Consider the following 13,079-nt stretch of genomic DNA (forward strand, 5'->3'; position numbering starts at 1 on the left):
TTCGGTTTTATACTGACCGCTGACGAAACAAAAAGTGTACGTTTATGGACGTTTTATTGCCGGAATATTTAGGGCTACAGGTGAACCGAATTGGACTTTGTTTTGCTCCAAGAAGATTTGACGGATTTTGGCATAGCTGCTGTTGATTCCGTTTTGTTTCAAAAAATTCAATTTGAGGATCAGTCCAACTGCATTATCTGGCAAAGCTACCGTTTCTTTAATACCCAAAACAACCGCAATTTCTTTCCCCACAAAAAAGGCGACCAATGTTTCCGTAAGCTTGGACATGGAAGGATCCGGAATGACCGATATATAATAATTCAACAAGGACTGTATCAATATTCGTCCAGCCTCTGATGATCTTGCGTGCCGCTTTCTGATCAATTTTTCCAATTCGAATGCTTCTTTTGAAGTATCCGGTAATACATCGGCCTCAATACCCAGGTAATGCCCAACGATTTTCCAATAATGAAGCACTGATTCGTGGATCTCTTTCCCTGGAAATTGATTCATTTTTTCCATGCCTCTCATCACCATAAGACTGAAGGCCAAATTCGTGCCGATCAAATCTTCCTGATTGACTGGGATTCCCCAATCATCATTCCAGTCTTTCGCATATTTCCGCACGAAAAACCTACTGAAAGCATGGATCAACCTCACTTTGGCGATACTGAGCAAGGCCCGATCGTCGGTCAAAAACGTTCCTGGACGATAGGTATCCAAGAGAAAGAGTGCTGTTTCGGAAAGCCTTTTGCCAGCTTCTTCCGTAATCCTTTTGGATCGGACCAGTACCTGGGCACCATCTGCAAATGCATAACTATATGGCAAGGAGTAAAACCCAAGCATGGCCATGTATAGATTCCCTTCCTTCTCGAAATAATCTTGGGAAATCTTGACCCTCTTGTTGTTGATAAAAGAAGGTCTCTGGTGGAAAAAAGAAAAAAATTGTACAAGCGAATCAGGAAAGGATTCTGGCAGTTCCAATGGTATTTCGGACCAAGAATTGATTTGTGTTGTTAGCCCTGGATTTTCAATAAGATCAGCAATCACCCTATCGGCCAAAGGATCACCTTTTTGCCTTAAGGCTTGAAATTGTTCACCGGTATATAAATTTAATTTTCCCACCTATTGCTAACTTGCATTATGTAATTTAGTTTTTGGCTTTCAAATAATAAACATGATCCTTAAGAAAATCATCCTGTTCATTTCCATTTCGATTGTTTCGCATGCGGTAGAATCCCAAACATCTTATGATCTGATTGCTGTCGATATCAAGAAATCCGGCTCCAAGATAGCGATTATCGAAGGCACCGAATTGAAAATCACGGATAGAAAAGAATATGACAACCAACCTGATTTTATCAATGAAAAACAATTGGCATTCTCTGCAGCGGATGAAAATGGAAACCATGACATCATCATTTATAATTTTGAATCGGGAAAATTCACCAACCTGACCAAAACTCCCAACCAAAGCGAATATTCCCCTTCCATTACAGATTGTGGTTTGTTTGTCTCGGCGATCACTGTGGAGCAGGATGGAAAACAACGGCTCTGGCTCTATCCGACCAATTTCGGCGAACCGGAATTGTTGTATGACGATATTTTACCGGTTGGCTATTATGATTGGTATGACAACAAAGCCGCCATGTTTGTCCTAGGCCAACCCAATCAATTTGTCTATCCGTATAGCAAATCAGAGATATTGACTATCAGTCAAAACATTGGCAGATCTATTCAAAAAAGGCCAAAAAGCAGTATTGTGGCCTTCGTGGATAAAAACGACACCAAGGAGATCGCTGGAGAAAAAGCATTTGCAATCAAGGGTTTTGACCTCGAAAAAAGAACCTTCGAAAATTACGGGTATACTTTACCCGGAGCCGAGGACTTTATTTGGTTGGACAAAAATCTGCTGCTTATGGGAAAAGGAAATGCGCTGTTTGTCAGAAAAGCGAACCAAGAGGATTGGGAATCCAGCGGTTTTCTCCAAATCAAGGATTACCAAAATATCAGTCGTATGGCATTTTCCGCAAAACTGAAAAAACTGGTGGTCGTGATGGAAAGGAAATGATAAAACTTAAGGTTTTATCCAATCTTGGTAAACAAGAAATTAAACCCTTTAAATTTTAAAAGATCTGCATTTTCAGAAATGTGGTCTTTTCCCAAAGAAACAATATCTTTGGTCAACTTAGCCCATTGAAAATCATTGAAATTCCATGGTGAATATGGAAATATCATCTTAAATAATCAAAACCCATGAAGAAATCAGTATTCATTGCTTTCATTTTAATCTTTAATTCCACCCTTATGAGCCAGGCACAAATCGTTGATAAAAGAGGGATTGTCGCAAAAAAAGCTACTTTGGAAAAAGTTGCAGACGGTTTTTCCTTCACTGAGGGACCGGCTGTGAACAGGGCCGGGGATGTTTATTTCACGGATCAGCCCAATGATCGTATTATCAAATGGTCTTTTTTCACAGGAGAAACCAGCGTGTTTATGGAGAATGCAGGAAGATCCAATGGAATGTTTTTTGACCGAATGGGAAATCTCATTACCTGTGCAGATATGGAAAATGAGCTTTGGGAAATCGATGCCAAAGGAAACAAAAAAGTTCTGATTGAGAATTATCAAGGAAAAAAACTGAACGGACCTAATGATCTTTGGGTAGCCCCAAACGGCGGGATTTACATCACTGATCCTTTGTACAAAAGAGATTATTGGACAAGAAACCCGGAAATGCTACAGGATGGAGAACATCTATATTACCTCAGCCCGGACAGAGTACAGTTCTTCAGGGTAGATGAAAAACTTGTCAAACCCAATGGGATCATTGGCACACCCGATGGCAAAAAATTATATGTCGCAGACATTGGAGACAATAAAACCTATGTGTATGACATTGAAGAAGACGGATATCTTCGCAACAGGAAACTGTTTGTGGAAATGGGATCAGACGGAATGACACTTGATCACCGCGGAAATCTCTACCTCACCGGAAAAGGAGTGACTGTTTTCAATCAAAAAGGGGAACAAATAGCCCATATCCCAATAGATGCGAATTGGACTGCAAATGTCACTTTTGGAGGTCCCCAACGCAAAACCCTTTTCATCACTGCAATGGATGCTTTTTATTCTCTTGAAATGAATGTAAGGGGAACACATTGATCCTCTTCAATTAAAACAGAAAGACGCTCGCCAAAATCATTGAATTCTTTTGGGAAATTTTATCCAAACAGAAATCTTGATTTCGGCGAGCGTTTATTTTTTGTGTGGTTAAGGAAATTTCAAATTTGATCAATCACAATTTCCATCCACATCGCAAGCGGTACCCTCTTGATTTTTTGCCACCTGAAGAATCGGGTTTTCCATTACAAAACCCTCCCAAGCCTTTTGAATGTTTTGGTCAAACATTGATTTGGGTTGCGCGCCTGAAATCCCGAATTTTCTATCGAGCACAAAAAAGGGCACTCCCCTCACGCCCAGCTGTCTGGATTCTTCTATATCCCGATTAACTTTGTCCATAAATTCGTTGGATTCAAGAGTAGCCAAAACCCGATCTTTCTCAAGACCAACCTCCAATGCCAATTTCAACAATGCAGATGTATCGTCGATGTTGGCGCCTTCCGTGAAGTAGGCTTTCAGCAAACGTTCCTTCATTAGATCTCCCTTGCCCAAGGTTTTTGACAATTGAAGCAATCTGTGGGCATTCTTTGCATTGGCAACCACTGTTTTGTCCATGTGGTAAGTCAATCCTTCTTCTTTTGCCATTTCTTCAACCTGGGAAATCATCTGTTGGGTTTGTTCCATGCTCCAACCCTTGGTTTCGGAAAGGTATTCCACTGTACTCTTGGATGTATCCGTAACCATGTCTGGATTCAGAAGGAAACTCTTCCATTCAATTTGGACACGATCCGAATATTCAAAATCGGCCAAAGCGGATTCTAACCTTCTCTTGCCGATATAACAAAATGGACACATGATGTCCGACCAGATTTCTATTTTCATGATTTTAAATTTAACTTACCACAACAATCAATTTTGACCCTTTTGAGTTCTAAAAAAGCCGTGAAATTAAAAGAATGTCCCTCCTGCGCCATGAATGTGGATGAAAAAGCCGTAAAATGTCCCATTTGTGCCTTTGATTTTCCAAAACGAAACCCAATTTATCAATGGGTCGCCCTCTTGCTGGCAATTGTATTTATTCTGTCTTTCATTCTGTAATTGAAAATCCAAGCCCATGAATAAAAGGAGTTTTCTGAAAAATCTGGCAGTTACGGGAATCGCTGCATCAACCCCCTTTCGCTCAATTTCCGAAATTTTGGCACCTTACCAGCATTTGGCTCCCGAAGAGTTGGCCAGTGAAGATGCATTCTGGAACCAAATTAGAGAAGGGTATCGGCTAAAGCCGGATTACATCAATCTTGAAAATGGGTATTACTGTTTTTTACCCCAGGATACCTTGGAGCAATATATCCAACACATCCGCGAAATCAATTATCAAGGATCCTATTATATGCGCACGGTTCAATGGGAAAACAGAGCCAAAAATGCATCTCGGTTGGCTGATTTTTTTGGAGCAAGGCCCGAAGAATTGGCCATCACCCGAAATACCACTGAATCTTTGGATCTTATCATCGCAGGTTTTCCATGGCAAAAAGGGGACGAAGCCATTATGGCTAAACAGGATTATGGAAGCATGCTCAACATGTTCACATTGGTTGCCAGACGGCATGGCATCGTCAATAAAATTATTTCTGTCCCAAACCATCCCACTTCGGATGAGGAAATCATCAAATTGTATGAGGCTGCGATCACGCCAAAAACCAAACTGATAATGGTCAGCCACATGATAAATATCACAGGCCAAATTCTTCCCATTAAAAAAATATGCCAAATGGCACACCGCCACGGTGTAGAGGTAATGGTAGACGGAGCCCATGCAATCGCCCACTTCAAATTCCGAATTGACGAACTGGAATGTGATTATTATGGATCAAGTTTGCACAAATGGCTCAGCGTCCCTTTGGGAGCAGGTTTGCTTTATGTGAACAAAGATAAAATCAACAAAATCGAACCCCTATTGGCTCCCTATGAATTGGATCTGGGCACGATTGGAAACCTCAGTCATTCAGGAACACATCCTGTTGCAACTGATTTGGCGATTTCAAATGCTTTGGATTTTTATGAAAAAATAGGTGTGGAAAGAAAGGAAGCAAGGTTGCGGTATTTGCAGCGGTATTGGAGCGATGCTGTAAGGAATGTTCCAGGAATACAGATGAATACACCAGAAGCACCCAAGCGCTCCTGTGCCATTGCGAATGTCGGAATCAAAGGGATGGACCCCTCGGTAATGGCAAAGACATTGATGGAAAAATATAAAATCTTTACTGTCGCCATCGATGGTGCAAATGTTCGTGGCTGTCGCATCACTCCGAATGTGTATACCACTACAAATGAATTGAATGTATTTATTGAAGCACTGAAACAAATGGCGAAAGTTTAATTGTTATTATTTCAAAATTCCATATAATTTATTGAATTTAAAATAATTTACCCTTGACTTCTTTTCCATTTGATCTCTAATGTGTTTTTTTATTGCATTTAATGAAACGATTGCTTGGATTTTATTTCAATACTTGTAACCTTTGTGTATAAATTAAAAAATGACAAAGATTATCGACATATCCATGCTTACAACCGAAGCCAAACCAATGGTTTTGGGAGGATTGGCTATGTTTTATTTTTCTTCCTTGAGGAGTTTTAGGAACAGTTTTAGGGCAAAGTCCCTCTACTAATTTTTAGTTTCCTACGTGGACAACTGCCAACAGCCATTCAAAACTCTTGTTCAATCCCCCAAAGCGCTTAATTTCAATTTGTTAAGTGCTTCCAATTTATTTCCCCAATTTGATAATAATGGATAATATTTCATTTATCATTCAGCCAGCCACCGAGCAGCACAGTAAGTTTGCCGAAACCATCACTGATGAAATGGAGCAATCTGCCAAGGCGCGTGGGACCGGTATCGCTAAAAGATCTCCCGAATACATCAAAATGAAAATGATGGAAGGAAAGGCAGTAATCGCCTTGACCAAGGAGGGAGAATGGGCAGGGTTTTGCTATATAGAGGCTTGGGGTCACGGTAAATTTGTCGCAAACTCGGGGCTGATCGTAGCGCCAAAATTCAGAAAATTTGGACTTGCCCGACTGATCAAAAAAGAAATTTTCAAATTGAGCAGAGCCAAATACCCGGATTCCAAAATCTTCGGACTCACCACCGGTGCTGCAGTCATGAAAATCAATTCCGAACTGGGCTATATTCCCGTTTCTTATGGCGACCTCACCGATGATGAGCAATTTTGGAAGGGATGTCAAAGCTGTATCAATTACGAAATCCTGAAAAGCAAAGAAAAACAGAATTGCTTATGTACAGCGATGTTGTATGAACCAAAAGCGATAAAGGACACTCACGAGGATTTGGCTTTGAGAACGGATTTCAAGAAAAATATCAAGCTGTTTGAGCGATGGACGAGACTGAAAAAATTCGTCATGCTCAATCTCAAAAAGACAAAGAACAAAACGTTTGGCTTATTTTAAACTTAAGAACCTAACTGTTAATTAAAACCCATAAAAATGAAAAAAGTAGTATTGGCATATAGCGGAGGATTGGACACCACTTTTTGCGCATTGCATTTATCCAAAGATTTGGGATATGAAGTGCATGCTGTTTTGATCAATACCGGTGGATTTTCCCAAGCCGAACTTGAAGAAACCGAAGAAAGAGCAAATAGCCTTGGAATCGCTTCCTTTACGGTCTTGGAAGTGACAAAAGCGTATTACGAGGAAGTTATCAAATTTTTGGTTTTTGGGAACGTGTTGAAAAATCAGACCTATCCCCTATCCGTGAGTGCTGAGAGGATTCTCCAGGCAAAAACCTTAGCGGAATACGCAAAAAAAATAGGTGCAAAAAGTGTCGCCCATGGCAGTACCGGAGCTGGGAATGACCAGGTTCGATTTGATATGATTTTTCAAACGATTGTTCCGGACATTGAAATCATCACGCCCATCCGTGACCTCAAACTCAGCAGACAGGACGAGATTCTGTACTTACAAAAACATGGGGTATCGATGAATTTCGAAAAAGCCGCCTATTCCATCAACAAAGGAATATGGGGAACATCGGTAGGAGGAAAAGAAACCTTGACTTCAAGTCAAACCCTACCGGAAGAAGCTTGGCCTACTCAGATTAGCAAAGTTGGTTCAGAAGAAATAAGCATCACCTTCGAAAAGGGGGAAATTAAGGCCGTCAACGAAATTGAATATGATAACCCAGTGGACGCCATCCTGAAAATTCAAGAAATTGCTGCCCCTTACGGAATTGGCAGGGATATCCACGTCGGAGATACCATTATAGGAATCAAGGGTAGAGTCGGCTTTGAAGCTGCCGCACCTTTGGTTATCATCAAAAGCCATCAGCTTTTGGAAAAACATACCTTGACCAAATGGCAAACCTTCTGGAAAAACCAATTGTCCGAATTTTATGGCACCCATTTGCATGAAGGTCATTATTTGGATCCCGTGATGCGGAATTTGGAAGCCTTCTTGGCTGACACGCAGGATTTCGTTTCCGGCACGGTAAAAGTAGCTTTGTTTCCGTACCGATTCCAGTTGATAGGCATTGAATCCGAACATGATTTGATGGCTTCCAAATTTGGGAGTTATGGGGAAATAAACAAGGGCTACACGGCAGAAGATGTCAAAGGATTCACCCGAATCCTCGGGAATCAAACTGCCATCTTCCACCAAGTAAACCACGCTGATGAAGAAAATTAAAACCGCCATTATCGGGGCCGCTGGCTATACTGGAGGAGAATTGATCAGGATTTTGGTCAATCATCCCAACTGTGAATTGGTCTATGTGCACAGCAATAGCCAAAAAGGAAAAAAAGTCAGCCAGGTTCACCCCGATTTGATTGGAGATACCGATTTGGTATTTACCGACGTCGTGAGTGGAGAAGGTATTGAAGCAATATTCCTTGGATTGCCACATGGAGAAACGAAAGGCTTCTTGGAAAAACATGATTTTGATACCGATACCGTAATCATTGATTTGAGCACCGATTTTCGGGACGAAAGCAATGGATTCGTGTATGGTTTGCCTGAAGTGAACAGAGAGAGAATACAGCATGCCAAAAAAATTGCAAACCCTGGTTGTTTCGCAACCACCATCCAATTGGCACTTGCCCCGGCCGTCGCAAAAGGTTGGGTCAAAGATGCTGTCCATATTTCTGGGATCACAGGAAGCACAGGTGCAGGTAAAAAGCTAAGTGATACTTCCCATTTCAGTTACAGGACAAATAATCTTTCTGTTTATAAATTATTCACACACCAGCATCTTCAGGAGATCAAAAAGACTTTTGCTGAACTCCAACCAGGATTTGATGAAGCTCTCCATTTTGTACCCTATAGAGGGAATTTTTCAAGGGGTATTTGGGTGACCGCTTATTTCCCATTTGAGGGAAGCATCGAAGAGGCTGTCAAATCCTATCAAGAATTCTATAAAAATGCAGCCTTCACCCATGTTTCGGAAGCAGATATCGACCTGAAGCAAGTTGTCAACACCAATAAATGCATCCTACATCTCCAGAAGGAAATGGGTCAGTTGGTCATTTATTCTGCGATAGACAATCTGGTCAAAGGAGCTTCCGGACAAGCCGTTCAGAACTTTAATCTGGCCTTTGGCTTGGAAGAGACTACAGGATTGAAACTCAAAAGTATTGCCTTTTAACTTCATGAAAATGAACATATTTGATGTATATCCTTTGATCAACGTGACGCCGGTAAAGGCTTTGGGATCAAATCTTTGGGATGATCAAGGTATCGAATACCTAGATCTTTACGGTGGTCATGCAGTGATCTCTGTGGGACACAGTCATCCGCATTTCAACGAAAGGCTAAAAACACAACTGGATCAAATCACCTTTTACTCCAATTCGGTTCAGATTCCGATCCAAAAAGAATTGGCGGAAAAACTGGGAGAAATGTCTGGTTATCCTAATTTCCAATTATTCCTTTGCAACTCCGGCGCAGAAGCGAATGAAAATGCTTTGAAATTGGCCTCTTTTGTCACTGGAAAATCAGGTTTCATTTCCTTTTCAGGTGCTTTTCACGGAAGAACTTCAGGAGCAGTAGTCCTTACCGACAATCCCAAAATCATTGCTCCCTTCAATCAAAGGAATGATGTACATATTCTTCCTTGGGGAAATATCCAAGCTGTGGAGGACAAATTGAAAGAGGGAAACATTGCAGGAATCATTATTGAAGGAATCCAGGGTGTTGGCGGGATTCACGTTCCCGATCCCGAATTTCTAAAAGAGATTTCAAATTTGACAATAAAACACGGATCAAAACTAATCCTTGACGAAGTACAATCGGGCTATGGAAGAACCGGCAGATTCTTTGCCCATCAATGGGTGGAAGGGTTAGTACCCGATCTGATCACCATGGCCAAAGGAATGGGAAATGGATTTCCCATTGGTGGTGTTTTGATTCATCCAGACATCAAAGCCTCCCATGGTTTGTTGGGAACCACTTTTGGAGGAAATCATCTGGCCTGCGCAGCTGGTTTGGCCGTATTGGAAATCCTGGAATTCGAAAACCTCATGAAGCATGCCGAAAAAATGGGCAGGTTTCTTTTGGAGGAATTGCCAAAGATCCAAGGAGTTAAAGAGGTTCGTGGAAAAGGCTTGATGATTGGGTTGGATTTGGATCGTGAAGCAGGTCCCGTTCGTTCTGAATTGGTTGCGAAATACAAAATATTCACAGGCAGTTCAGCAGGAAAACATACCATTCGTTTGCTTCCTCCTTTAAATATTAAAATAAATCAGCTAACTTCGTTTTTGGATAGTTTAAAGAAAATTTTGATTTAAGCCTTACAAAAGAGGATAAATAAGGCTTAAGACCAGATATGCCTTGCTCATAGAAAAAGAATGTGGAGAGAAAAGTCTCCTTATTCATTTTCACAATGGATTCGATACAACTACGAATAAAATTACAGAGAGATCTTAAGATCCACTTTGGAGAAAAACAACATGATGCATTTTACAAATTTCGAAAATAAGGAAATTGCTGACCAGCTTATTCAAAAGGCTTTGTTCTATAAAGCTGACCCAAGGAAAGATCTTTCCAAAGGTTTGGGAAAAAGAGTGGGTTGTATTTTCCTGAATCCGTCCCTAAGAACAAGGGCCAGCACGCAAATTGCGGCCCAGAATCTGGGAATGGAATCCATCGTACTCAACATGGACAAGGAAGGTTGGGCTTTGGAAATGCAAGACGGTGCGGTAATGAACAAAGGCACAGTAGAACACATCAAAGATGCAGCTGCAGTTTTGGGAACGTACTTTGATGTTTTGGCCATTCGGGCATTCCCCTCCCTTTCAAACAAACAAGAAGATACAGAGGATTTTGTTTTCAATCAGTTTGTGAAGTATTCAGGAAAACCAGTTATCAGTCTAGAGAGTGCCATTCGGCATCCCTTGCAAAGTCTAGCCGACATGATTACCATTCAGGAAAATCAAATTGCCGGAAAAAGCCCAAAAATTGTCCTTACTTGGGCGCCACACATCAAAGCCATTCCTCATGCCGTAGCCAATTCTTTTGCAGAATGGGCAATTGGTTGTGGACATGACTTGACGATTGCACACCCGGAAGGATACGAACTGGATGTTGAATTCACCAAAGGGGCAAAAATAGAATATGACCAGAAAACAGCCCTTGAAGGCGCAGATTTTGTTTATGTCAAAAACTGGTCTGGATTCAACGAGTATGGAAAAATCCTGAGTACGGACGATTCATGGATGTTGACAGAAAAGCATTTTGAATTTGCCAATAACGCTAAAGTCATGCATTGCCTCCCTGTCAGAAGAAACGTGGAACTTTCGGATGAAATCCTGGATGGGCCCAGAAGCTTGATTCAACAGCAAGCTGCCAACAGGATATATGCTGCTCAGGCGGTTTTGAGTAAGATTATTGAATAAAGAAATTCAGCCAAATCCATATCACCCATGAATATCAGCATCATTAAAATCGGAGGAAATGTCATTGATTATCCCGAAAAATTGAATGAATTTCTTTATCTTTTTTCAAGGTTTCCTGGGAATAAGATATTGATCCACGGAGGAGGCATCATGGCTTCCAAATTTGGCGAAAGCTTGGGTGTTATGCCCGAAATGGTAGATGGAAGAAGGATCACCGACAAAGATACCCTGGACGTTGTCACCATGGTGTATGCGGGATTGATCAACAAACAGATTGTGGCCAAACTTCAACATCTCAAGCAAAACGCCTTGGGAATGACTGGTGCCGACGGCAATTTGATAAGGTCCATCAAAAGACCCGTGAAGACCATAGACTATGGATTTGTTGGGGATATCAAGGAGATCAACATTGATTTGTTGGAAACTATGTTATCGGGAAACTTGCTCCCCGTTGTGTGTGCGATCACCCATGATAAAAAGGGCCAATTGCTGAATACCAATGCGGATACCATCGCCTCAGTCATGGCTACGTCTTTGGCCACAAAACACAATGTCAACCTTTATTTTTGTTTTGACAAAGCAGGCGTTTTGATCGATGAAAAAAACGACAATTCCATTATTCCTTTGATCAATGAAGAGATTTATTCCGAACTCAAAAAGGAAAATGTAATCCATTCAGGAATGATCCCCAAACTGGACAATGCTTTTTCGGCTCTCAATAAGGGGGTAAACCATGTTTGGATAGGAAAAGCGGAAAACCTATTGCTCGCTGCCAAAGGAAAACTCTCTGGCACGACGATTGAAAAACATAAATACGATCTTTATTAGAAGCAATTCATTGGAAGTATCGCTTCCAATGAATTGTGTGAAATCCGTACGTTTTCATCCGTTCGGAAAAAAAATACAGGTATCCAAAAAATGAATTCATCAAACAATTTAACATTTTCAAATTTGGGTGAAGAAGCCATAGCCTTACTGAAATCATTGATTGAGACTGTTTCTTTCAGTAAGGAAGAAGAAAAATCCGCAGACTTGATACAGGATTTTTTTGAGCAGAGAGGAATCATTACCAAGCGAGAAAACAACAATGTGATCGTTTTCAATAAGTTTTTTGATCCGTTAAAACCCTCCATCCTACTCAATTCCCACCACGACACCGTGAAGCCAAATGCCGGCTATACAAAAGATCCTTTCAAAGCGATTGTTGAAGATGGTAAATTATTCGGTTTGGGTAGCAATGATGCTGGCGGTTGTCTTGTCAGTTTGATAGCCGCATTTTTGGTTTATTATGACCAAGATTTGCCTTACAACTTGGTGATGGCCGCAACAGCGGAGGAAGAAATTTCAGGACAAAATGGAATCGAATCCATCTTGTCCCAACTGCCTGAATTTGAACTTGCCATCGTAGGGGAACCTACTTTGCTACAAATGGCTGTGGCCGAAAAGGGACTTATGGTGATTGATGCCGAAGTAAAGGGCATGGCGGGCCATGCCGCAAGAAATGAAGGTGACAATGCCATATACAAGGCCTTGGATGATTTGAATTTGATCAGATCCTACAAATTCCAAAAGATTTCCCCGTATTTGGGAGAAACCAAAGTCACTGCCACCATCCTTCAGGCAGGTAGCCAACACAATGTTGTTCCGGATATTTGCCGGTATACATTGGATGTTAGGATTACGGACAGCTACACGCTTGAAGAAATATTGGCCGAATTGAAACAAAATCTAAGCGCCACATTGACACCCAGGTCCATGCGGTTAAAATCCTCTCACATTCCTGAGAATCACCCCATTTTAGCCGTTGGGAAATCCATGAACATGGACCAGTATGGAAGCCCTACCCTTTCCGATCAAGCGCTGATCCCTTACCCATCAGTCAAAATTGGACCAGGTGATTCCGCCCGGTCGCATAGTCCGGACGAATTTATTTTTTTGGAGGAAATCCAAAATGGGATCAAAGTCTATGTGGAATTATTGGATAGGTACATGCATACCGAAAAATCATAAATCAAATCACCATTTAGGGTACAGGTTACCTTATTA

General features: G+C 41.2%; 13 protein-coding genes. 11 read left to right on the forward strand and 2 right to left on the reverse strand.

Annotated features, from left to right (window positions below; genetic code table 11):
* Positions 1-42: 42 nt before the first annotated feature.
* Positions 43-1,125 (reverse strand): oxygenase MpaB family protein, encoded by a 1,083-nt coding sequence (locus F824_RS0115245; RefSeq protein WP_019598784.1) that lies wholly within the window; start codon positions 1,123-1,125, stop codon positions 43-45.
* A gap of 52 nt (positions 1,126-1,177) precedes the next feature.
* Between F824_RS0115245 and F824_RS0115250 the strand changes: the two genes are divergently transcribed.
* Both F824_RS0115250 and F824_RS0115260 read left to right on the forward strand, forming a co-directional pair.
* Positions 1,178-2,071: a TolB-like translocation protein gene (locus tag F824_RS0115250; RefSeq protein WP_019598785.1), complete on the forward strand. Its 894-nt coding sequence runs from the start codon at positions 1,178-1,180 to the stop codon at positions 2,069-2,071.
* A gap of 236 nt (positions 2,072-2,307) precedes the next feature.
* Complete coding sequence (locus F824_RS0115260; protein ID WP_019598787.1) at positions 2,308-3,165, forward strand: SMP-30/gluconolactonase/LRE family protein; 858 nt, start codon at positions 2,308-2,310, stop codon at positions 3,163-3,165.
* 129 nt (positions 3,166-3,294) lie between these two features.
* Here the strand turns inward: F824_RS0115260 and F824_RS0115265 are convergent, their stop codons facing one another.
* Entirely contained in the window at positions 3,295-4,005 is a 711-nt protein-coding gene (locus tag F824_RS0115265; RefSeq protein WP_019598788.1) for a DsbA family oxidoreductase, read from the reverse strand.
* Positions 4,006-4,237: 232 nt separating this feature from the next.
* Here F824_RS0115265 and F824_RS0115275 point away from each other — a divergent pair, with 232 nt between their 5' ends.
* The 9 genes from F824_RS0115275 to F824_RS0115315 all read left to right on the forward strand — a co-directional run bounded on the left by F824_RS0115275 (position 4,238) and on the right by F824_RS0115315 (position 13,043).
* On the forward strand, positions 4,238-5,503 hold the full coding sequence (locus F824_RS0115275) for an aminotransferase class V-fold PLP-dependent enzyme (RefSeq protein ID WP_019598790.1): 1,266 nt from the start codon (positions 4,238-4,240) through the stop codon (positions 5,501-5,503).
* A gap of 160 nt (positions 5,504-5,663) precedes the next feature.
* The gene (locus tag F824_RS28090) at positions 5,664-5,795 is read left to right on the forward strand and encodes a hypothetical protein (protein ID WP_019598791.1); all 132 of its coding nucleotides are present in this window, start codon (positions 5,664-5,666) and stop codon (positions 5,793-5,795) included.
* 118 nt (positions 5,796-5,913) lie between these two features.
* Positions 5,914-6,594, forward strand: a complete 681-nt coding sequence (locus F824_RS0115285) for an N-acetyltransferase (protein WP_019598792.1) — start codon at positions 5,914-5,916, stop codon at positions 6,592-6,594.
* A gap of 36 nt (positions 6,595-6,630) precedes the next feature.
* Positions 6,631-7,830, forward strand: a complete 1,200-nt coding sequence (locus F824_RS0115290; protein WP_019598793.1) for an argininosuccinate synthase — start codon at positions 6,631-6,633, stop codon at positions 7,828-7,830.
* Positions 7,817-8,785, forward strand: a complete 969-nt coding sequence (argC, locus tag F824_RS0115295; protein WP_019598794.1) for an N-acetyl-gamma-glutamyl-phosphate reductase — start codon at positions 7,817-7,819, stop codon at positions 8,783-8,785. Before F824_RS0115290 ends, argC begins: the two co-directional genes overlap by 14 nt.
* A gap of 10 nt (positions 8,786-8,795) precedes the next feature.
* Positions 8,796-9,926 carry an aspartate aminotransferase family protein gene (locus tag F824_RS0115300; RefSeq protein ID WP_026333736.1) on the forward strand — a complete coding sequence of 377 codons (1,131 nt, stop codon included), beginning with the start codon at positions 8,796-8,798 and terminating at the stop codon, positions 9,924-9,926.
* A 162-nt stretch (positions 9,927-10,088) separates the two neighbouring features.
* On the forward strand, positions 10,089-11,033 hold the full coding sequence (locus F824_RS0115305) for a Rossmann-fold NAD(P)-binding domain-containing protein (RefSeq protein ID WP_022582221.1): 945 nt from the start codon (positions 10,089-10,091) through the stop codon (positions 11,031-11,033).
* Positions 11,034-11,060: 27 nt separating this feature from the next.
* A complete protein-coding gene (argB, locus tag F824_RS0115310) occupies positions 11,061-11,861 on the forward strand; it encodes an acetylglutamate kinase (protein ID WP_019598797.1) in 801 nt (266 codons plus the stop codon).
* A gap of 90 nt (positions 11,862-11,951) precedes the next feature.
* Positions 11,952-13,043: a M20 family metallo-hydrolase gene (locus tag F824_RS0115315; protein ID WP_026333737.1), complete on the forward strand. Its 1,092-nt coding sequence runs from the start codon at positions 11,952-11,954 to the stop codon at positions 13,041-13,043.
* The last annotated feature ends 36 nt before the right edge of the window (positions 13,044-13,079 follow it).

It is taken from the genome of Rhodonellum psychrophilum GCM71 = DSM 17998 (assembly GCF_000381545.1).
Lineage (GTDB): Bacteria > Bacteroidota > Bacteroidia > Cytophagales > Cyclobacteriaceae > Rhodonellum > Rhodonellum psychrophilum.